Here is an 18,428-nt window from a genome sequence, read left to right as displayed (position 1 = left end):
GCACACACATGGCAATGATTCCCGAAACCCTGGCCAACCTGAACCTGTTCGTCGACGGCGTCAGCTTCCAGGGCGATGTACCCAGCCTGACCCTGCCCAAGCTCACCCTGAAGATGGAAGAACATCGCCCCGGCGGCCTGGACATGCCGGTGGAGATGGACATGGGCATGGAGAAGCAGGAAGCAGCGTTCACCACCACTGGCGTGCGCCGCGAAGCGCTGAAATTCTTCGGCCTGGCCGATGGCAGCGGCTTCAACGGCACCTTCCGCGGCGCCTTCAAGGGCCTCAAGGGCAAGATCAATCCGGTGGTGGTGACCCTGCGCGGCAGCCTCAAGGAGATCGACATGGGCGACTGGAAATCCGGCGAAAAAGCCGAGATCAAGCACAGCGTCGGCCTGACCTACTACAAGCTCGAAGTCGATGGCCGGGTGATCTACGAGATCGACGCCCTGGGCATGAAGCGGGTGATCGACGGCGTCGACCAACTGGCCGCCCAGCGCGCCGCACTCGGCCTGTGAGGAGAAGCACCGTGGCCCAAGCGAAAAAGCAGCCGCAGTGGCTGACCCTGGACGCCGAGCGCGTCACCGTGCGCCTGTCGCGCTCCAGCGAGGCCAATGGCGTGCAGGTCGACAGCCTGACGCTGCGGGCACCGACCGTGCGCGACATCCGCAATGCCCAGGCCGGTGGCGCCAGCGACGACGAGCAGCGCGAGCTGAACCTGTTCGCCTCGCTGGCCGAGGTCGGCATCAAGGATCTCGAAGGCCTTGCCCTGAAGGACTATAGCCGCCTGCAAAGCGGCTATTTTCGCCTGGTGCAGGACGACGAACTTTGACCCCGCCCGGCAAAAGGCCGCTGCCAGGCGGCTGGCCAAGGAGCTGAATTTTTCCGCGAGCGACATCATGACCATGTCCTATAGCGACATGGTCTGGTGGCTCGCCCCGTGACAAGGAGGACTCCATGGCGAGCACACAGGTGTTCACCCTCGGGCTCGGCGTCACCTTCACCAATCCTCTGGGCACTGCCATCGAGCAGCTGCGCCGTGATTTCGAACGCCTGCGCAGGCAGGCCGACGGCACCCGGCTCGGCAGGCTCATCGGCGAAGTGATCCGCCTGGGTCTGGAGCTGGGCAAGGTACGCCAGGTCGAACGCGAGTTGGCGTTGGATCAGCAACAGCAACATGAGGAACAGATTGCCCGCCTGGACGACGAGGTCGGCGCCGTCGAGCGCCTGCGCCGACATTATCTGCTGCTGGATCAGGTGCTCACTGGGTTGGCGCGTTTCAAACCGCTGCGCATCCAGTCGACGCTGGTCGTCGTCCAGCATTCGTCGTTGGTCATGCAACACGCAAGCGTTGCCGCATCGGGGCAATCGCAGGCACGGCCTCCAGCGGCCTCGCCGGCTAAGCAGGACAACGCGGGCGCGGCGCTCAGAGGCGCGGGGGCGGTCGCCGCGATCGGTGGCACTGCGGTCGCTGGCGGCTATGTTGCGCGTGAGGGCATGCGTCGCCTGCCTCCCGACACGCGGCGCGAGATAACCGATTTGGCCCGTAAGGAATTGCGGGAAAACAGTGCCGGGACCATCGGCAAGATCGGCAAGGCGCTGATCACCGGTGAGGACGGCGAGGCCAAGGCCAAAGGTGTCGGTGGCGCGCTTGGCGAACTTGGTGGTCGCATGTTCGGTACGGTGCTGTCCGGTTTGTTCAAAAGCAAGTGGGCTAAAGAGTATGGCGCCGATGTGCTCGGTCCAGTGGGTGAGGGCATCGGTGAACGTGTCGCGAGCCTGCTGTACAACTGGGGCAGCCAGGATGCCAAGGCGCAGCGGGACGATGGCGGGAAACCTGGCAGCGAGGCTGCGGATACCCCTGCTGCACCGGCTCAGGAGCAACCGCAGTCAGCGGCTTCGACGATTGGCACCACCGCCGTTGTAGCCAGCGGCCTCGTGGTCGTTTCAGGGCTTGGATCAGACAGCGCAACGAATACGCAGATGACGATCGTCAGTGCGACGAGTGCGCACTGGCACGACAGCCGAACTGCTTTCAATGGCGTGTCGTTGCGTCCCGGGGACGAGGGACGCGACGCTGGCACTGTGGCCGGTGAAGTGGACGAAGCGGCACCGCGTGGTAAGGCCGGTGACAATGCTCGGCGTGGAAATGGCCAGCCGCAGGGCGCAGAGCAATCGCAAGCGCTGCAAGAACAGGCGGGCGATGCGACGTTACCGACGGCCACCGCCAGCCCTCCAACGGCGGGCACCCCACTTGTTTTTCCCTTACCTGGCAAACCGACGCTTGGCGCGAGCCTGCACCTGCCCAAGGCCGCAACGCTGCTCAAACGTGTTCCTGGACTTGCCTACCTCAGTGCCGGGCTGCAAGCAGTTGATACCTACACCAGCGACGGCACGACAGCACAGAAGCTTGAGGGTTACGGCCAGGCAGCAGGAGGGCTGGGCGGGACGCTGGCCGGCGTGGCCGCAGGTGCTGCGCTCGGGTCCGTGGTGCCGGTGCTCGGCACTGTATTGGGTGGCCTGATAGGCGGCGTGTTGGGCGGCATGGTCGGGGAAAGCGCAGGCAGCCAGCTGGGCAGGGCCGTGGCTTCGTTCACTGGCAACGATGCTTCGGTTGCGGGCGAGGGCACTGCAACGCCCGCTGTGCAGCCCGTCCAGGTTACCGAACCGATCAAAAGCACCTCGCAGTCCGAGTCCGCTTCGGCGACACCCGAATCGCTACCCACCCCGCCACCCATCATCAACCAACAGTTCACGTTCACCGCCAACATGCCGGTGACCTTGAACAACAACTTCGACGACCCGACCACCCTGCAGCAACTGGAAGCCATCGCCCGTCGGGTGCTGGACGACCTGATGCGTCAGGCGCGTTCGGTGCAGATGGTCGATCAACCCAACCCATGAGGAGTACCCATGACCTACCTGGAGCAGTTGCAAGGCGGCTTGCATGCACTGGTCAAGGCGGGCGAGGAGGGGCGTCGGCGTGCCGACGCCATGCTCGAACCGATGGACCAGGCGGTTGGCCATGTGAAGGAGGCGGCTGCCGAACTCGAAGCGTTGCCCTGGATCGGCCCGGAGATCGGCAAGCGACTGCAACGCACGATGCGCGCGATCGACTCGGCCAAGCAGCGCGTGGACAACGTGATCGCCAAGTACGACCAGACCGTCGAAACGGTGCGCAAGGTGCGTGACCGCGTCGATGCCTTCGCCGAGCACCTGGGCAAGGCTGGCGCGGCAATCCGTCGGGTGATCGGTGACGCGCAGGCCGTGGCCAGCGGCGTGATGTCCGCGCTCGGCTTTGCGCCGCTGACCACACCCGCTGCCGAAGCGATCACGCCGTTCCCGCATCTGTTGGTGCTGCAGCCGCTCAAGGCCAATGCCGCGCCCTACTACTTCAACCTCGACACCGCTGCCTTCGACCAGTTGCGTCGGCAAACGCGTTTTCGCTGGGCCGCTCAGGAGCGCCTGAGCCGAGAAAACGCCCAGCAGGCTGTAAGCCTGGGCGAAGAAACCATCAGCATCCGTGGGGCCATTTTCCCAGGTTTCAGAGGTGGCCTCGGCCAGTTGCAAACCCTGCGTGACATCGGTCGCCAGTTGCTGCCGCTGTCGTTGACCACAGGCTATGGCGAAGTGCTCGGCAACTGGTGCCTGACCAGCATCGAGGAGGACCAGGGCCTCCTGCTGGCGGGTGGCATTCCGCGTAAACAAGGCTTCTCACTGGAGTTCGTCAGCTATGGCCAAGACCTGCAGAACCTCTGAGGGCGATGTCCTCGACACGCTTTGCCAGCATTACTACGGCCACCTCAACGGCACCGTCGAGGCGGTGCTCAAAGCCAATCAGGGCCTGGCGGACGAGGCACAACCGTTTCGCAGCGGCGTGTTGATTCGCTTGCCCGAGGTCAGCGTGCCGGGCATGGCCACCGTCCAGTTGTGGGACTGATGGCGCAACCCCAACGGAGCCACACCCATGCAACCGCAATTTCGCATCGTTGCCGACGGCAACGACATCACCTTCCAGATCAACGACCGCCTGCTGCTCTTGCGCACCACCGATAAACCCGGCATGGAGTCCGATGACTTCGAGCTGCGCATCGATGCCCGCGATGGCGTCGTGGCCCTGCCAGCCCGGGGTGCATCGATCGAGGTGCACCTGGGCTATATCGGCCAGCCCCTGGCGCGTCTGGGGCGCTACACGGTGGACGAGGTGGAACTGTCAGGTCCACCGGACACCCTGGTAATCCGCGGCAAGGCCAGCGACCTGCGTGGCAGCGGCCGGACCATCCGCAGCGGTAGCTGGGAAGCCGTGACCCTGCAGCGCATCGTCGCCGAGATCGGCGCGCGCAATGGTTGGCAGGCGATCTGCCCGGTGCTCACCCAGGTGGCCAGGGTCGATCAGTACAACGAATCGGACTTCAACTTCATCACCCGCCTGGCCCGCCAGTACGACTGCACCGCCAAGCTGGGCAACGGCCAGTTGCTGGTGCTGCCACGCCAGGCGGGGCAGAGCGCCACTGGCAAGCCCTTGGGCGTGGTCAACCTGACTCGCGCCGACGTCGGACAGTGGCAGTTCCGCCTGGATGACAAGGCCGCGCGAGCCATCGTACGCACCCGCTACCAGGATCCCGCCACTGGCGAGCAGAAAGTTGTGGAACTGGCCAACGGACAAGCGGCGAACGGTCAGCGGCCGGTGCACACCGACCGCCACCTGTACCCCGACCGCAGCGCTGCCGAACAGGCCGCCAGGGCGCGCCTGGCCAGTTTCAACCGCGACACCGCCAGCGTGCGCCTGGACCTGCCAGGGCGCACCGACCTGTTCGCCGAGCGCAGCATTGACCTGGAAGGCTTTGCCACTGGGCTCGACGGCCAATACCTGATCGACTCGGTGGAACAGGTTTTCACCGCGTCCGGCTGGCTCACCACCGTGCAGTGCAACGGCGGCAAGGCGGGCAAGGTGCAGGCCAAAGGTAGCGTCAGGCGACGCTGATTGATGACTCATTGGAAGAGGTAAACAAGAATGCTCAGCGAATCACAACTGGTGCAGATACTGCCCAACGCCCGCCCTGTAGCGGGCGATTTTCTACCGGCGCTCAATGCCTGCATGCCGCGCTGGGAAATCGACAATCCCAGGCGCGTGGCGGCTTTTCTCGCCCAGGTCGGACATGAATCCGGCCAATTGCGTTATGTGCGCGAACTGGGCAACGACCGATACCTGGCGCGTTACGACACTGGCAGCCTGGCGCTACGCCTGGGCAACACGCCCCAGGCCGATGGTGATGGCCAGCGTTACCGGGGGCGGGGGCTGATCCAGGTCACCGGTCACAATAATTACCAGGCTTGCAGCCGCGCCCTGTTTGGCGACGAACGTCTACTGGAGCAGCCGCAACTGCTCGAGCAACCGCGCTGGGCGTGCGAATCGGCGGCCTGGTTCTGGCAATCGCGCGGCCTCAATGCGCTCGCCGACCAAGGCGAGTTCAACCGCATTACCCGGCTCATCAATGGCGGGCTCAATGGTCTGGAAGATCGCCTCAAACTGTGGGCGAGAGCGCGGGAGGTACTGTGCTGAGCCGTGTGCAGTTGGCCGTGGGCGGGCTGCTGATGCTGGTGTGCGCGGTGCTCGGCTGGCATGCCCAGGGTTGGCGCTGCGGTCGTTCGCTGGCGGAGCAGGGCGCGGCCCAGGCCCAGGCGCTGGTAGCGCAGTTGAAGGGGGAACGCGAGCAACGCCAAGGCCTGGAACAGCGTCTGCGTGACAGCGAAAGCCGTTACTTCAAGGAGTTGAGCGATGCGCAACAGTCTCAAGCACGCCTGCGTGATCGCCTGGCTACTGCCGATGTGCGCTTGTCGGCCCTGGTCGAGCGCGATGGCGCCTGCACCTTTGTGCCAGCCGCTGCCAGCGCCGGCGGCATGGATCATGGCGCCGTACGCGCCCGACTTGAGCCGGCGCATGCTGGACGAATTATCGCCATTACCGATGAAGGTGACCGGGGATTGATGGCGTTGCGGGGGTGTCAGGATTATGTGCGCGAGGTGCTTGGGAACGCGCAGTAGCTGTGGGAGCGGCCTTGTGTCGCGAAAGGGCTGCAGAGCAGCCCCGGGTTTTAGCCGCGATCCTGGAGTATGGGGGCCGCTGTGCGACCCTTTCGCGACACAAGGCTGCTCCCACCGGGGTCTTGTGGAGGTCAATCACCACAATTGAAGCCGATCTCCATGTCGTTGATCAGAGCCTTGGCCATGGCGCTGAGGATACGCGCTGCGCTGCCGGCGACCAGGTTGCTCTCCATTTCGGCCTCCGCCATAAGGTGCTCGATGCAGCCGAGCAGGGCGGAGAGTTCGGAGAAGGCATGATCGAGGGGGATACCCGGGCGGATGGCGTATAGCTCGGAGAATTTCGTCTGGCCTGCGGTGGTGCGGGAGCCGAGCGTGGTTTTCATCGCGCACGCTCCAGGTTTTGGAGGTGGATGAGGACTGCTGCCAGCAAGTCGGTGGGTCTTGCCAGTTCGTCGAGGGCGGACGTGGCGGCTTCATCGGTTTTGGCGTTCAGGTACTTGTCGCTGGCTTTGGTGAGGCTTTCCATGAGCTTGGCGGCGTAAAGCAGGGCTTGTTCGCGGGGGAGGTGAGGGGGAAATGTGTAGCGGGGGGAATTGAGGTCAGTGGGTGGGTCGGGTACCATTTTTTTCATGGTGATTTCCACGGGGTTAATCCAAAAAAACCGCCACCATGCACTTCTCACAGATCGGGTGGCAGCCGTACGCGAGGTGAGAAGTCCGCGCCCCGAGTTCGCGGCTAGACCGAAGTCTGCACGCGCACGGCTGCCATGACAGAAAGCCACTGCAGTAGGGGGCACGACGGCTTCTCACAGCCGCTCGCCATATGGGCGAACCGTGACCTTACCCCTGGGGTATTTCCCCGCCTATCAGACGGCATCCGACACGGGGCGTAGGATAGTTCGGCATGGTTGTGCCACTGAAGCATTTGGATTCAGGTTCGGAATCTTCTTACAGGTGGTGGGGTGGGGGCATGGCGGAGAAGCGGCGGTGGTTCAGGGTGTGCGCTTGAGAGGTGCAGCGCCGCGCAAATCGAGCGCCGCCCGCGCGGCGCTTCGCGGGACAAGCCCGCTCCCACAGTTTGTTGCAACGAACCTATGTCTGTCAGGCCAGGGTTGTTCGCCTTTGGCGGCACCACCGAATATCGTGGTGTGCCCTGCGCCAACACAAATATCGCGCCGGGCCCACCAGGCTGACAACCATGGCCTATCAGACATAGGTTTGTTGCAACGAACTGTGGGAGCGGGCTTGTCCCGCGAAGCGCCGCGCGGGCGGCGCTCGATTTGTGCGGCGCTGCACCTCTCAAGTGCACACCTCGCGAACCACAGTTCGGGCGCCGCTACATTTCTCAATCGCACACCCCAAATGCTACGGTATCCCCCACCTCCCCAAGGACCCCACCCATGGACCCGATCACCGTTCTCGCCACCCGCCTGGGCGAACACCTGCGCCGCTTCAACGCCCACGTCACCACCGCCGAATCCTGCACCGGCGGCGGCATCGCCGAGGCCATCACCCGTGTGCCGGGCAGCTCGGCCTGGTTCGAGGCCGGTTACATCACCTACTCCAACAGCCAGAAAACCCGCCAGCTGAACGTCCCCGAGACCCTGTTCGGCCAAGTCGGCGCAGTCAGCCAGGAAGTCGTCGAGGCCATGGCCCGTGGCGCCCAGGCCGCCAGCGGCGCACGCTTTGCCGTTGCGGTGAGCGGCGTGGCCGGGCCAGACGGCGGATCACCCGCCAAGCCAGTGGGCACCGTGTGGCTGGCCTGGGCCGATGGCGACCATGTCAGCAGCGAGCGCCGGCACTTCGACGGCGACCGCGAAGCGGTGCGTCGACAGACGGTGATCGCCGCGTTAGACGGCTTGTTACAGCTCGGCGCTGAGTAAATCGACGACAGGGGTTTGCCTCGGCGCTCGCCTGTGGAATAATACTGGCTACTTATACAGGTATTCCGGCCGTCAGGGCCAAGTCGAACACGTGAGGATTTCAATGGACGACAACAAGAAGCGCGCCTTGGCTGCGGCCCTGGGTCAAATCGAACGCCAATTCGGCAAAGGCGCGGTCATGCGCATGGGTGACCATGAGCGCACTTCCATCCCGGCCATCTCCACCGGCTCCCTGGGCCTGGACATCGCCCTGGGCATCGGCGGCCTGCCAAAAGGCCGTATCGTCGAAATCTACGGCCCGGAGTCGTCGGGTAAAACCACGCTGACCCTGTCGGTCATCGCCGAAGCCCAGAAAAACGGCGCCACCTGCGCCTTCGTCGACGCCGAGCACGCCCTCGACCCCGAGTACGCCGGCAAGCTGGGCGTCAACGTCGACGACCTGCTGGTTTCCCAGCCGGACACCGGCGAACAGGCCCTGGAAATCACCGACATGCTGGTGCGCTCCAACGCCGTTGACGTAATCATCGTCGACTCCGTTGCCGCCCTGGTACCCAAGGCCGAGATCGAAGGCGAGATGGGCGACATGCACGTGGGCCTGCAGGCTCGCCTGATGTCCCAGGCGCTGCGCAAGATCACCGGTAACATCAAGAACGCCAACTGCCTGGTCATCTTCATCAACCAGATCCGTATGAAGATCGGTGTCATGTTCGGCAGCCCGGAGACCACCACCGGCGGTAACGCCCTGAAGTTCTACGCCTCGGTGCGTCTGGACATCCGTCGTACCGGTGCGGTCAAGGAAGGTGACGAGGTGGTCGGTAGCGAAACCCGCGTCAAGATCGTCAAGAACAAGGTCTCGCCGCCGTTCCGTCAGGCCGAGTTCCAGATTCTGTACGGCAAGGGTATCTACCGCAACGGCGAAATCATCGACCTGGGTGTTGCCCAGGGCTTGGTGGAAAAATCCGGTGCCTGGTACAGCTACCAGGGCAACAAGATCGGCCAGGGCAAGGCCAACGCCGCCAAGTACCTGCAAGAAAACCCAGCCATCGGCAACGAGATCGAGAAGCAGATCCGTGACAAGCTGCTCAACGCTGGTGCCGTTGCCGCCGCTGGCAAGGCTGCTGCCGCCGATGCCAACGCTGACGATGTAGCCGACGCCGACGCTGGCTACTGATAGACGCGTATGCCCGTCGTACTCGACAACCCCGTCGCGGTCCGGCGGGCAGCCATGGACCTTCTCGCGCGCCGCGAGCATGGTCGAGTGGAGCTGACGCGCAAGTTACGTCAGCGCGGCGCAACCGATGAGCTGATCGAGCCTGCGCTCGATCGGCTTGCCGAAGAAGGGCTGCTCAGTGAAGCCCGCTACCTCGAAAGCTTCATCCGCTACCGCTCCGGTTCCGGCTACGGTCCTGCACGCATCCGCGAGGAATTGGGCCAGCGTGGCCTTAACCGTGGTGATGTCGACCAGGCACTGCGCGAAAGCGAAGTGGACTGGGCGGCGCTACTCAGGGACACCTGGCAGCGCAAGTTCGCGGGGCAGCGCCCTCATGATCCTCGTAGTCGTGCCCAGCAGACGCGGTTCCTCGCCTACCGTGGCTTCCCCATGGACATGATCGGCCGCCTGCTCAACGGGCGAGATCTGGACGATTACTGATTCGATGGCCTCATCGCCGGCAAGCCGGCTCCTACAGGTTTGCATAAAGCCTGTAGGAGCCGGCTTGCCGGCGATGAGGCCGTTAGCCTTGATCAAGCCCTAGGCCCTCTAGCTGGCCTTCAACGCTTCCCGGGCACGCTGCGTGGTATGCATCGGCTGTGGTTTGGCCCAGTTTTCCGGCAGGTTGATGAAGTCCACCAATTCGCGCAGCCTGCCCTGGTCTCGGCCGTTGAAGGCAAAAGTCAGCCGCGTTAGGTGGCTGAAATTACCCACCTCGTGTTCAAAGCCGTTGTCCGCTTGCTGATGGTATTTTCCGCTCAGGCGCAAGTCGGCGAAACCTTCCTGTATGTCGTACAGCGCCGCTTCGCTCAGTGCATGGTGCATGCGGATGACGAACTGGTTCTTCAGCCAGCGACTGGAGTGATAGTTGCTGTAGAACTGATTGATTTCCTCCACCGCCTCGTCGGCGCTGTGCACCAGGCGCACCAGCTTGAGGTCGGTTGGCAGGATGTAGCGGTTCTCTTCCAGTTGGCGGGTGATGAAGCCCAGGCAATCGCGCCAGAACGAACCTCCAGGGGAGTCCAGCAAAACCACCGGCACCAGCGGGCTCTTGCCGGTCTGGATCAGCGTCAACACTTCCAGCGCCTCATCGAGGGTACCGAAGCCGCCAGGGCACAACACCAGCGCATTGGCTTCCTTGACGAAGAACAGCTTGCGAATGAAGAAGAAATGGAAGGGCAGCAGCTTGTCGGTGCCATCCACCGTGGCATTGGCATGTTGCTCGAAAGGCAAGGTGATGTTGAAGCCCAGGCTATGGTCGCTGCCGGCCCCTTCGTGGGCCGCGGCCATGATGCCACCACCGGCTCCGGTGATGACCATCAGGTCGGAACGGGCCAGGGTCGCGCCGAGTTCGCGGGCCAAGGCGTACATGGGGTGTTCCAGTGGCGTGCGCGCCGAGCCGAATACGGTGACCTTGCGGCGGCCTTTGTAGCGCTGCAGGGTACGGAAGGAGTGGTCGAGTTCTCGCAGCGCCTGCAAGGTGATCTTGGCGCTCCAGCGGTCGCTGTCGTCGTGAGCCATGCGCAGGATGGTCAGCATCATGTCGCGGTAGAGCGGCAGATTGGGGCTGTTCGGGGCCACCAATTGCAGTTGTTCGTCGATGTTGCTCAGGTCGATGCCATTTTCTGAGAAGTAATTGAACAGGCGTTCGTTTGGAAGGTAAGGCATTCAACGTCTCCTTCTGCAGCAAAACCTCATGGACACTTCGTGTGTCTCGGGCTGCCGTGGCTCGAGCATGCCACTCGAGCATTGCAGTGGGCCTGCAAGGCCGTGCTGCAGGTCGCAGTAAGTTCATCTCGTTTTTCTTGGACGCTCGCTATCAATCTAGACCCTCAGCCTCGTTCGTGCCGAAGCGGATTGGCATTCGCCACTCGTCGGCACCTGGCCACAGGGCGTGCGGCTTTGGTTAACTGGGGAAGCGAAGGTGCTGAAGACGGGGAGGTGGCCTATGCATCGCTTGGTCATCGAGGTAGACCGGCAGCTGTATCAGCAGCTGGAACATGCGGCGCATGAGCATCATGTGAGCCTTGAGGCCGAATGTCGGCGCAGGCTGGCAGTGCTTGAGTGCCAGTCCCGCTACCTGCAGGCGATGCTAGCGGAGATGCGCGCCGACGAGGATTCGCGGCGCGCCCATGAGGATCAGCCGAGCTAGTTACTTCTTCTTGTTGCCAGCCGTGCAACTGGCGGCGTCGAAGGCCTGGTCCATGACCGGCTGGTTGGTCTTGTACACGGTGAAGCGATAGACCATGACCGCGCCTTTGGACATCAGATTGCGGAAGCCGCTGTTGCGGCACACGCTATCACCCATCTGGCTACGCACGATCTCGGGGTTTTCCTGCATGCGCGCGGCATGCTCGGCGCGTACGCTCAAGTGGTTGACCAGCGCCTTGCCCTCGACGGTATAGCCTTGGTCCAGGATGTCTTCGTTGATTGCACGCGGCGTACCGACGCTGCTCTCCTTGGCGACCTTCTGCAGTGTTTTGTTCAGGTCGTAATCCTGCTTGGAGGCAGCCTGGGCTGCCAATGGCAGGGCAAGCAGCAGGCTCAGGGTCGGGACGATAAGACGCAGCATGAATCTCTCCTGGTTCGTTGACTGGCGCTTTGACATGCGCCGGCAGGCGACGTTCCGTGAAACCCTACGGGCGAGGGCATTCTTTGGCCGCCAAAGCGCGGATTATAAGGGCGGGCGGGAGCGCTTGCACGGGCAAAAGGTGGCTGTTCTGGTAGACTGGCGCTCTGTCTACTCCGAGTTACCGCAGTGTTCACTTTCTACTCGTCCCAAGGCTCGCCAGCATGAGCCACGCCGTAGCGCGCCTGCGCGCCGAGCGCCTGGCCCGCAGCATCAAGCCTTTCATTGCCCGTGGATCCCGTGCCATCCGTTGCTCGGACTGCCGCGTCATCGCCAGCCATTGCCTGTGCCAATGGAAACCCAAGGTCCAGGCCGATTCAGGCGTGTGCTTGCTGATGCATGACACCGAGCCATTGAAGCCGACCAACACGGGCTGGCTGATCGCCGACCTGATCGAGGATACCTCGGCATTCGGCTGGTTGCGCACGTCGGTCGATGAGCAGTTGCTGGCGCTGCTCGAGCAGCCGCAGTGGCAACCCTACATCGTCTTCCCTGGCGAGTTCGTCGCCCAGGAACGCGTGGTCACCGAGGTGGTGCGCGAGCCGGGTAAGCGGCCATTGTTCATTCTGCTCGATGCCACCTGGACCGAAGCGCGCAAGATGTTCCGCAAGAGCCCGTACCTGGACCGTTTCCCGGTGTTGAGCCTTGAGGCCGAGCAAATGTCGCGCTACCGCCTGCGCCGCTCCAAGCGCGACGATCACTTCTGCACCGCCGAGGTCGCGGCCATGTGCCTGGAGCTGGCCGGCGACGTGCGCGCCTCCCAGGCGCTGGATGCCTACCTCGACGTGTTCAGCTTGCATTACCTGAGCGCCAAGCGGCACCTGCCGCTGGATGAGCAGGACGCTGCCCACCAGCGTTTGCATACCTTCCTATAGTCCAAGGGGCATATGCCCTGGATTGGTTCATAATATCGGGGCTGGCAGCCAGGGTGGGCGTGTTCGGCAGGGCGTTTGGCTTGACCATCCCCGGCCGTGCTCGGCATCCTTGCTGCCGATTCCCCGCCAGGCGCTCTACCTACCCCCGCACGCGCCTGGCACAGAACAGGATCCATAGATCGATGGCCACATACGAAATCCTGATTGCCGATGACCACCCGCTGTTTCGTAGCGCGTTGCGCCAGGCCGTTACCCTCGGACTGGGCCCGGATGTCCGACTGGTTGAAGTGGCGAGCATCGCCGAGCTGGAAACCCGCCTGAGTGAGAAATCCGACTGGGACCTGGTCCTGTTGGACCTGAACATGCCCGGTGCCTACGGGTTCTCCGGGCTGGTCCTGTTGCGTGGACAATACCCGCAGATTCCAGTGGTGATGGTCTCGGCCCAGGAAGAAGCCGCAGTGGTGGTGAAGTCGCGTGAATTCGGGGCCAGTGGTTTCATCCCCAAGTCCAGCGGGCTCGAAGTGATCCAGGACGCTGTGAGAAAAGTGCTGGATGGCGAGGTCTGGTGGCCACCGCAGGCGTTCGAGAAGGTCGATGTCTCGGCCGAGGCCAAGGCGGCCAGCGAAGGCTTGGCCAGCCTCACGCCACAGCAGTTCCGCGTCTTGACCATGGTCTGCGAAGGCTTGCTGAACAAGCAGATCGCCTATGAGCTGAACGTGTCCGAGGCGACCATCAAGGCCCACGTGACCGCGATCTTCCGCAAGTTGGGCGTGCGTACCCGAACCCAGGCAGCGCTGCTGCTGCAACAACTGGAATCGGTTGCCAGCAACTGAGCGGCTGCCAATTCACGCTTTTTTGACCCAGGCCCGACTAGGCTGCGGGCCTTTTTTATTGGTGAAGGGACGCATATGTCGCCATTCAAGGGCAAGACGGGCCTGAAACGCATCTTCAACGCCGCCGGCTATTCGCTGGACGGCCTGCGTGCGGCCTACAACGGGGAAGCGGCGTTTCGCCAGCTGGTATTGCTCAACGTGGTGTTGATCCCGTTGGCATTCTGGTTGTCGGTGAGCCGTGCCGAAAGGGCCATCATGATCGCGGTGTGCCTGCTGGGGCTGATCGTCGAGCTGTTCAACTCTGCAGTGGAGGCGGCCATCGACCGCATCTCGCTGGAGCGTCACCCGCTGTCGAAAAACGCCAAGGACATGGGCAGCGCTGCGCAGTTCGTGGCCTTGACCATGGTTGCGCTGGTCTGGGGCGTGATCCTGCTTTAAGCGATCTGCGGCAACACGATTTCATCACTGCGGGTGAAGCCCGCGGTGAAGCTGCGGCATAGCTCGAGAAACTCGCGCATCGTCGAGGTCTGGTATTTCTGCTTGTGCCAGATGAAGTAGAACTGGCGCATCAGGTCCAGTTCCGGGGTCTCGATCGGTACCAGGCTGCCGCGGCGGAAGGCGTCGCGCAGGGCCAGGCGCGAGATGCAGCCTATGCCCAGGCCTGACTCCACCGCACGCTTGATGGCTTCGGTGTGTTCCAGTTCCAGGCGGATGTTCAGATTGGCGCGATGATGGCGCATGGCCTGGTCGAAGGTCAGGCGCGTGCCAGAACCTTGTTCGCGCAGGATCCATGCTTCGTGCGACAGGGTTTCGACATCGGCGTGGCCAATCGTGGCCAATGGATGTTGCGGCGCGCAGAACACCACCAGTTCGTCCTCGACCCAGGGCTGCACTTCGAGGTCGGGATGATTGCAATCGCCTTCGATCAGACCCAGGTCAATTTCGTAGTGGGCAACCTGCTGCACAATGTGCGCAGTGTTCTGCACATGCAGCTTCACTTGGCTTTCCGGGTGCACCTGCATGAAGCTGCCGATCAGCAGGGTGGCCAGGTAGTTGCCGATGGTCAGCGTCGCGCCCACCGCCAGCGAGCCGAAACCGGACTTGCCGTTGAGCAGGTCTTCGATTTCCTTGGCCTGGTCGAGCAGCGCCACGGCCTGGGGCAGCAGTTGATGGCCAAGCGCATTGAGCGCCAGGCGTTTGCCGGCACGGTCGAACAGTTGGCAGCTCGATTGCCGCTCGAGTTCGGTGATCGAGGTACTGGCGGCCGACTGGGAAAGCGCCAGCACGCTGGCGGCCCGTGACACGCTCTGGTGCTGGGCGACGGCGACGAAAACCTGCAGCTGACGAAGTGTGAATCGCATATCTATATAACCGATAACACATATCTTGATAATTCAGTTAACAGATATTGTCGCTGCCCCTAAACTATCGCGCAACTGCGCGTCTTGCGCGCGCTGCGTTTTTCTTCAGGAGCCATTTAAATGAGCAACATGAACCACGAACGTGTCCTCAGTGTGCACCACTGGAACGACACCCTGTTCAGCTTCAAGTGCACCCGCGACCCGGGTCTGCGCTTCGAGAACGGTCAGTTCGTGATGATCGGCCTGCAACAAGACAACGGCCGTCCGCTCATGCGCGCCTACTCCATCGCCTCGCCGAACTGGGAAGAGCACCTGGAGTTCTTCAGCATCAAGGTCCCCGATGGCCCGCTGACCTCGCAGCTGCAGCACCTGAAGGAAGGCGATGAGATCATCATCAGCAAGAAGCCTACCGGCACCCTGGTACTGGACGACCTGAACCCAGGCAAGCACCTGTACCTGCTGAGCACCGGTACGGGCCTCGCGCCATTCATGAGCGTCATCCAGGACCCGGAAACCTACGAGCGTTTCGAAAAAGTGATCCTGGTCCACGGCGTTCGCTACGTCAACGAAGTGGCCTACCGTGAGTTCATCACCGAGCACCTGCCGCAGAACGAGTTCTTCGGCGAGGCGGTACGCGACAAGCTGATCTACTACCCGACCGTGACCCGCGAGCCGTTCGAGAACCAGGGCCGTCTGACCGACCTGATGCGCAGCGGCAAGCTGTTCAGCGACATCGGCCTGCCACCGATCAACCCGCAGGACGACCGCGCCATGATCTGCGGCAGCCCAAGCATGCTCGACGAAACCAGCGAAGTGCTGGACAGCTTCGGTTTGAAGATCTCCCCGCGCATGCGTGAGCCGGGTGACTACCTGATCGAGCGCGCCTTCGTCGAGAAGTAAGACGAACGCGGTAACGAAAAAACGCAGACCTGGGTCTGCGTTTTTTTATGCCTGCCGGTCAGCCCTGCAGGAGCCCGCTTTCCGGCGATAGGAGCAGGCCTGAAAACCCATGGTCTCAGCCTTCGCGCACCACTTCCAGCACGCGGATCCGATCCGGCTGAGGATAATGCCACCGGACCTGCACATCCCAGAACTTCACGCCATACACCCGCTCGGGCGGCGGCAGCTGATAGGCCGGCCGCGGATCCTGCGCCAGGCATTGCTCGATCAGCTCGACCAGCGGTTCAGCCAGGCGCAGGGCATGCTCGCGGGCCTGGGGCAGGGCGTTGTCCTGCCACTGCACGGCAATAGCCGGCGGCGCCTCGCTGGCCATCTGGTTGCGAGCATCGCCGACGCTATCGGCATAGGGAACGTAGGGCTTGATGTCGAGCACCGGGGTGCCATCGAGCAGGTCTATGCCCGAGAGTAACAGACGCCCAGGCTCGACGCCCTCCAGGCGCACCACCGATTGGCCGATGCCATTTGGGCGGTGGGTGGCCCGGGTAGCGAACACGCCCATGCTCTTGTTGCCACCCAGCCGTGGCGGGCGAACCTTAAGCCGCGGTTTGTCCTCCAGGGCCTGGTGGAACAGGAACAGGATCCAAACGTGGCTGACCTGCTCCAGGCCGGCGACCGCATCGCCTTGGTCGAACGGCGGCAGCAGCTCCAGCACGCCGCGTGCAGCGGGCGCCAGCTGTGGCTGGCGCGGGATGGCGAACTTCTCCTTGAAGCAGGAGCGCACGATGCCGACCGGCGAAACCGAGTACTGCATGTTCACTCAGCCACGCACGCGCAAGGTCAGGCCCTTGAGGAAGTTGCGCAGCAACTGATCGCCGCAGGGGCGATAGTTGTCGTGGCCGGCCTTGCGGAACAAGGCGCTGAGCTCGGGCTTGGACACCGGGAAGTTCACCGACTTGAGAATCGCATGCAGGTCGTCCTCCTTGAGTTCGAAGGCCACCCGCAGCTTCTTCAGCACGGTGTTGTTGGTCACCGGTAGCTCGACCGGTTGCGGCGCACGGCTGTCGTCCTTGCCACGACGATGGATCACCAAGCCATCGAGAAAGTGTGCCATCACCCGTTCAGGGCAGCGCACGAAGCCCGCCTCGTCTTCTTTCTTGAGGTAGGTGGCGAGTACCACCGGGTTAACTTCGAGGCCGGACAGCGCGATGATCTCGGCCATCTTGGCGTCGTTCACCTTGAGCATGTAGCGCAGGCTGCGCAGGACATCGTTGTGGTTCATGTGACTCGGATCCTGTTCAGAGCCGCGCCTCCAGGCGCGACGGGCATTGCTTAGAAACGTTCGGTGCTGGCCACGTAGCGCCATTGGCCGAGGGGCAGCTTGCCCATGGGCACGCCGCCCAGGCGGATGCGGCGCATGCCGACCACCTCCAGACGCAGGTAGGCGCACAGTTCGGCGATCTGACCCGGCTGCGGGTTCTTCAAGGCCATGCGCAAGTGGGTCTCGTTCTGCCAGCTGGCCTTGGCCTTGGGCAGCTCACGGTCGTTGCGCGTGGCACCACGGGCCAGGCGCTCGAGGGCCTGAGGCGTGGTTTCGCCGCGGACTTCGATGATGTATTCCTGCTCCATGCGACGCATGTCAGCGTCGAGCTTGCGGCTGACGCGCCAGTCCTGGGTGAACAGCTGCAGGCCGCTGGCACCGCGTTCCAGTGGCGCCACGCAGGTGAGCCGGGAGAAATGGCCGTGCAATGGGCGCACGCCTTCGCGATGGGCTTCACCGAGGTTGCCCATGTTCAGGCTAGCGCGGGCGGTTTCGCTGTCCACGCCCGCAGCCTGGTGCAGCAACAGTGTCACTGGCTCCAGGGCTTCGGCGCGGGCGCCTGGGAGCAGTTCGACGCGCTGGGCGTCGACCTTGAACTGCGGCTGCTCGACCACCACGCCATCGACCGTGACCCAGCCGCCTTCGATATACAGCTCGGCTTCGCGGCGTGAACAGCCGAGCTGCTCGATGAGGCGTTTGGACAGGCGCACGGGTTCTGACATGACAGCGATTCACACGGAAGGGAAAGACCTACATTGTACCTGTCTGGCCGGCCAAGATGATGGGAATCCATGTCAAATACGCCATTTCCGAAACATTGCACGGCATCCTTCGCGCTTGTCCTAGGAAGCCGTAGGAATCCGCCGCATATGCAGTAGCGGGTAGGGCTGACCAAGGCCGTCGGTTTCCGAACGGCCAATCACCTCGAAACCTTCGTGAAGGTAGAAGTCCAAGGCCTGGTGATTCTGCTCGTTGACGTCCAGGCGCTCGGCATTGAGCTCGGCCACGGCGTAACGCAACAGCCGCTTGCCCACGCCCTGGCGATGGTACTCAGGTGCGACGAAGAGCATGGCGATCTGGCCGTTGGTGACCCCGGCAAAGCCGCAGATACGCTGGCGGGCATCCTTGCAGCAAATCAGCATCACGGCATCCAGGTAGCGGCGCAGCACCTGTTCGCGCAGCAGCACGATGTAGTACTCGGGGAGAAAGTCATGTGTCGCGCGCACCGAGGCCTCCCAGACCTCGACCAGCTCGGGGAAGTCGCTCGGGTGCGGGGTTTGTAGCGTCAGTACCGAATGCATGCTGGATCTCCTCCATCGCCTTACAGCAAACATAGATGTAAAACCTGGCGCTGCCAGGCCGGTCCCAGACCCTC

25 protein-coding genes are annotated in these 18,428 nt (G+C 63.0%); 16 read left to right on the top strand and 9 right to left on the bottom strand.

The annotated features are described in order from the left end of the window. Nucleotides 1–8: 8 nt before the first annotated feature. From E6B08_RS24150 to E6B08_RS24115, 8 genes are all read left to right on the top strand, one after another. Nucleotides 9–518 (top strand): phage major tail tube protein, encoded by a 510-nt coding sequence (locus E6B08_RS24150; protein WP_133325952.1) that lies wholly within the window; start codon nucleotides 9–11, stop codon nucleotides 516–518. An 11-nt stretch (nucleotides 519–529) separates the two neighbouring features. Beyond that, nucleotides 530–832, top strand: a complete 303-nt coding sequence (locus E6B08_RS24145) for a phage tail assembly protein (protein WP_136916264.1) — start codon at nucleotides 530–532, stop codon at nucleotides 830–832. A gap of 125 nt (nucleotides 833–957) precedes the next feature. After that, the gene (locus E6B08_RS24140; RefSeq protein WP_136916263.1) at nucleotides 958–2,904 is read left to right on the top strand and encodes a hypothetical protein; all 1,947 of its coding nucleotides are present in this window, start codon (nucleotides 958–960) and stop codon (nucleotides 2,902–2,904) included. 9 nt (nucleotides 2,905–2,913) lie between these two features. Further along, on the top strand, nucleotides 2,914–3,759 hold the full coding sequence (locus tag E6B08_RS24135; protein ID WP_136916262.1) for a phage tail protein: 846 nt from the start codon (nucleotides 2,914–2,916) through the stop codon (nucleotides 3,757–3,759). Further along, entirely contained in the window at nucleotides 3,734–3,940 is a 207-nt protein-coding gene (locus tag E6B08_RS24130; protein WP_136916261.1) for a tail protein X, read from the top strand. Before E6B08_RS24135 ends, E6B08_RS24130 begins: the two co-directional genes overlap by 26 nt. Before the next feature lie 27 nt (nucleotides 3,941–3,967). After that, nucleotides 3,968–4,984 carry a phage late control D family protein gene (locus E6B08_RS24125; RefSeq protein ID WP_136916260.1) on the top strand — a complete coding sequence of 339 codons (1,017 nt, stop codon included), beginning with the start codon at nucleotides 3,968–3,970 and terminating at the stop codon, nucleotides 4,982–4,984. 30 nt (nucleotides 4,985–5,014) lie between these two features. Then, complete coding sequence (locus tag E6B08_RS24120) at nucleotides 5,015–5,563, top strand: glycoside hydrolase family 19 protein (RefSeq protein WP_136916259.1); 549 nt, start codon at nucleotides 5,015–5,017, stop codon at nucleotides 5,561–5,563. Continuing rightward, on the top strand, nucleotides 5,560–6,045 hold the full coding sequence (locus E6B08_RS24115; RefSeq protein WP_238349368.1) for a lysis system i-spanin subunit Rz: 486 nt from the start codon (nucleotides 5,560–5,562) through the stop codon (nucleotides 6,043–6,045). The genes E6B08_RS24120 and E6B08_RS24115 overlap by 4 nt, the downstream gene beginning before the upstream one ends. Nucleotides 6,046–6,176: 131 nt before the next feature. Here E6B08_RS24115 and E6B08_RS24110 read toward each other — a convergent pair whose 3' ends face one another. Both E6B08_RS24110 and E6B08_RS24105 read right to left on the bottom strand, forming a co-directional pair. Continuing rightward, a complete protein-coding gene (locus tag E6B08_RS24110; protein WP_136916258.1) occupies nucleotides 6,177–6,428 on the bottom strand; it encodes a DUF3077 domain-containing protein in 252 nt (83 codons plus the stop codon). After that, a complete protein-coding gene (locus E6B08_RS24105) occupies nucleotides 6,425–6,688 on the bottom strand; it encodes a hypothetical protein (RefSeq protein WP_136916257.1) in 264 nt (87 codons plus the stop codon). Before E6B08_RS24105 ends, E6B08_RS24110 begins: the two co-directional genes overlap by 4 nt. 756 nt (nucleotides 6,689–7,444) lie before the next feature. On the opposite strand from E6B08_RS24105, the gene E6B08_RS24100 reads away from it, so the two are divergent. From E6B08_RS24100 to recX, 3 genes are all read left to right on the top strand, one after another. Further along, on the top strand, nucleotides 7,445–7,927 hold the full coding sequence (locus E6B08_RS24100) for a CinA family protein (RefSeq protein WP_136916256.1): 483 nt from the start codon (nucleotides 7,445–7,447) through the stop codon (nucleotides 7,925–7,927). 103 nt (nucleotides 7,928–8,030) lie between these two features. Continuing rightward, the gene (recA, locus tag E6B08_RS24095; RefSeq protein ID WP_136916255.1) at nucleotides 8,031–9,098 is read left to right on the top strand and encodes a recombinase RecA; all 1,068 of its coding nucleotides are present in this window, start codon (nucleotides 8,031–8,033) and stop codon (nucleotides 9,096–9,098) included. A 9-nt stretch (nucleotides 9,099–9,107) separates the two neighbouring features. After that, nucleotides 9,108–9,578 (top strand): recombination regulator RecX, encoded by a 471-nt coding sequence (gene recX / locus E6B08_RS24090; protein WP_136916254.1) that lies wholly within the window; start codon nucleotides 9,108–9,110, stop codon nucleotides 9,576–9,578. Nucleotides 9,579–9,686: 108 nt separating this feature from the next. On the opposite strand, the gene E6B08_RS24085 is transcribed toward recX, so the two are convergent. Continuing rightward, a complete protein-coding gene (locus E6B08_RS24085; protein WP_136916253.1) occupies nucleotides 9,687–10,805 on the bottom strand; it encodes an LOG family protein in 1,119 nt (372 codons plus the stop codon). A 280-nt stretch (nucleotides 10,806–11,085) separates the two neighbouring features. Here E6B08_RS24085 and E6B08_RS24080 point away from each other — a divergent pair, with 280 nt between their 5' ends. Further along, nucleotides 11,086–11,289 carry a hypothetical protein gene (locus E6B08_RS24080; protein WP_136916252.1) on the top strand — a complete coding sequence of 68 codons (204 nt, stop codon included), beginning with the start codon at nucleotides 11,086–11,088 and terminating at the stop codon, nucleotides 11,287–11,289. Here the strand turns inward: E6B08_RS24080 and E6B08_RS24075 are convergent, their stop codons facing one another. Continuing rightward, nucleotides 11,290–11,709 (bottom strand): quorum-sensing-regulated virulence factor family protein, encoded by a 420-nt coding sequence (locus tag E6B08_RS24075; RefSeq protein ID WP_136916251.1) that lies wholly within the window; start codon nucleotides 11,707–11,709, stop codon nucleotides 11,290–11,292. It lies immediately after the preceding gene. 221 nt (nucleotides 11,710–11,930) lie between these two features. On the opposite strand from E6B08_RS24075, the gene E6B08_RS24070 reads away from it, so the two are divergent. The 3 genes from E6B08_RS24070 to E6B08_RS24060 all read left to right on the top strand — a co-directional run bounded on the left by E6B08_RS24070 (nucleotide 11,931) and on the right by E6B08_RS24060 (nucleotide 13,912). After that, complete coding sequence (locus E6B08_RS24070) at nucleotides 11,931–12,641, top strand: tRNA-uridine aminocarboxypropyltransferase (protein ID WP_136916250.1); 711 nt, start codon at nucleotides 11,931–11,933, stop codon at nucleotides 12,639–12,641. Nucleotides 12,642–12,823: 182 nt separating this feature from the next. Beyond that, nucleotides 12,824–13,474, top strand: a complete 651-nt coding sequence (gene erdR, locus E6B08_RS24065; RefSeq protein ID WP_136916249.1) for a response regulator transcription factor ErdR — start codon at nucleotides 12,824–12,826, stop codon at nucleotides 13,472–13,474. A 75-nt stretch (nucleotides 13,475–13,549) separates the two neighbouring features. Then, nucleotides 13,550–13,912, top strand: a complete 363-nt coding sequence (locus E6B08_RS24060; protein ID WP_136916248.1) for a diacylglycerol kinase — start codon at nucleotides 13,550–13,552, stop codon at nucleotides 13,910–13,912. Here the strand turns inward: E6B08_RS24060 and finR are convergent. After that, entirely contained in the window at nucleotides 13,909–14,835 is a 927-nt protein-coding gene (gene finR / locus E6B08_RS24055) for a LysR family transcriptional regulator FinR (protein ID WP_136916247.1), read from the bottom strand. The two genes, E6B08_RS24060 and finR, sit on opposite strands and share 4 nt — an antisense overlap. Nucleotides 14,836–14,955: 120 nt before the next feature. Between finR and fpr the strand changes: the two genes are divergently transcribed. Then, nucleotides 14,956–15,735 carry a ferredoxin-NADP reductase gene (fpr, locus tag E6B08_RS24050; RefSeq protein ID WP_023381933.1) on the top strand — a complete coding sequence of 260 codons (780 nt, stop codon included), beginning with the start codon at nucleotides 14,956–14,958 and terminating at the stop codon, nucleotides 15,733–15,735. Nucleotides 15,736–15,850: 115 nt separating this feature from the next. Here the strand turns inward: fpr and tsaA are convergent, their stop codons facing one another. The 4 genes from tsaA to E6B08_RS24030 form a co-directional block, all read right to left on the bottom strand. After that, nucleotides 15,851–16,546 (bottom strand): tRNA (N6-threonylcarbamoyladenosine(37)-N6)-methyltransferase TrmO, encoded by a 696-nt coding sequence (tsaA, locus tag E6B08_RS24045; protein WP_136916246.1) that lies wholly within the window; start codon nucleotides 16,544–16,546, stop codon nucleotides 15,851–15,853. A 6-nt stretch (nucleotides 16,547–16,552) separates the two neighbouring features. Next, nucleotides 16,553–17,014, bottom strand: coding sequence for a DUF1456 family protein (locus tag E6B08_RS24040; RefSeq protein WP_136916245.1), 462 nt, complete (start codon nucleotides 17,012–17,014; stop codon nucleotides 16,553–16,555). Between the two features lie 50 nt (nucleotides 17,015–17,064). Then, entirely contained in the window at nucleotides 17,065–17,775 is a 711-nt protein-coding gene (locus E6B08_RS24035) for an rRNA pseudouridine synthase (RefSeq protein WP_136916244.1), read from the bottom strand. 120 nt (nucleotides 17,776–17,895) lie between these two features. Beyond that, nucleotides 17,896–18,354: a GNAT family N-acetyltransferase gene (locus tag E6B08_RS24030; protein WP_136916243.1), complete on the bottom strand. Its 459-nt coding sequence runs from the start codon at nucleotides 18,352–18,354 to the stop codon at nucleotides 17,896–17,898. Between the last annotated feature and the right edge of the window lie 74 nt (nucleotides 18,355–18,428).

Origin of the sequence: Pseudomonas putida (assembly GCF_005080685.1) — a bacterium.
Lineage (GTDB): Bacteria > Pseudomonadota > Gammaproteobacteria > Pseudomonadales > Pseudomonadaceae > Aquipseudomonas > Aquipseudomonas putida_V.
This window is presented reverse-complemented; position numbering and strand designations above follow the sequence as displayed.

Bases quoted from the DNA above. Each gene is read 5' to 3' on its own strand.
- E6B08_RS24150 (WP_133325952.1), top strand. From the start codon at position 9: ATGGCAATGATTCCCGAAACCCTGGCCAACCTGAACCTGTTCGTCGAC.
- E6B08_RS24140 (WP_136916263.1), top strand. From the start codon at position 958: ATGGCGAGCACACAGGTGTTCACCCTCGGGCTCGGCGTCACCTTCACC.
- E6B08_RS24135 (WP_136916262.1), top strand. From the start codon at position 2,914: ATGACCTACCTGGAGCAGTTGCAAGGCGGCTTGCATGCACTGGTCAAG.
- E6B08_RS24130 (WP_136916261.1), top strand. From the start codon at position 3,734: ATGGCCAAGACCTGCAGAACCTCTGAGGGCGATGTCCTCGACACGCTT.
- E6B08_RS24125 (WP_136916260.1), top strand. From the start codon at position 3,968: ATGCAACCGCAATTTCGCATCGTTGCCGACGGCAACGACATCACCTTC.
- E6B08_RS24120 (WP_136916259.1), top strand. From the start codon at position 5,015: ATGCTCAGCGAATCACAACTGGTGCAGATACTGCCCAACGCCCGCCCT.
- E6B08_RS24110 (WP_136916258.1), bottom strand. From the start codon at position 6,428: ATGAAAACCACGCTCGGCTCCCGCACCACCGCAGGCCAGACGAAATTC.
- E6B08_RS24100 (WP_136916256.1), top strand. From the start codon at position 7,445: ATGGACCCGATCACCGTTCTCGCCACCCGCCTGGGCGAACACCTGCGC.
- recA (WP_136916255.1), top strand. From the start codon at position 8,031: ATGGACGACAACAAGAAGCGCGCCTTGGCTGCGGCCCTGGGTCAAATC.
- recX (WP_136916254.1), top strand. From the start codon at position 9,108: ATGCCCGTCGTACTCGACAACCCCGTCGCGGTCCGGCGGGCAGCCATG.
- E6B08_RS24085 (WP_136916253.1), bottom strand. From the start codon at position 10,805: ATGCCTTACCTTCCAAACGAACGCCTGTTCAATTACTTCTCAGAAAAT.
- E6B08_RS24080 (WP_136916252.1), top strand. From the start codon at position 11,086: ATGCATCGCTTGGTCATCGAGGTAGACCGGCAGCTGTATCAGCAGCTG.
- E6B08_RS24075 (WP_136916251.1), bottom strand. From the start codon at position 11,709: ATGCTGCGTCTTATCGTCCCGACCCTGAGCCTGCTGCTTGCCCTGCCA.
- E6B08_RS24070 (WP_136916250.1), top strand. From the start codon at position 11,931: ATGAGCCACGCCGTAGCGCGCCTGCGCGCCGAGCGCCTGGCCCGCAGC.
- erdR (WP_136916249.1), top strand. From the start codon at position 12,824: ATGGCCACATACGAAATCCTGATTGCCGATGACCACCCGCTGTTTCGT.
- E6B08_RS24060 (WP_136916248.1), top strand. From the start codon at position 13,550: ATGTCGCCATTCAAGGGCAAGACGGGCCTGAAACGCATCTTCAACGCC.
- finR (WP_136916247.1), bottom strand. From the start codon at position 14,835: ATGCGATTCACACTTCGTCAGCTGCAGGTTTTCGTCGCCGTCGCCCAG.
- fpr (WP_023381933.1), top strand. From the start codon at position 14,956: ATGAGCAACATGAACCACGAACGTGTCCTCAGTGTGCACCACTGGAAC.
- tsaA (WP_136916246.1), bottom strand. From the start codon at position 16,546: ATGCAGTACTCGGTTTCGCCGGTCGGCATCGTGCGCTCCTGCTTCAAG.
- E6B08_RS24040 (WP_136916245.1), bottom strand. From the start codon at position 17,014: ATGAACCACAACGATGTCCTGCGCAGCCTGCGCTACATGCTCAAGGTG.
- E6B08_RS24035 (WP_136916244.1), bottom strand. From the start codon at position 17,775: ATGTCAGAACCCGTGCGCCTGTCCAAACGCCTCATCGAGCAGCTCGGC.
- E6B08_RS24030 (WP_136916243.1), bottom strand. From the start codon at position 18,354: ATGCATTCGGTACTGACGCTACAAACCCCGCACCCGAGCGACTTCCCC.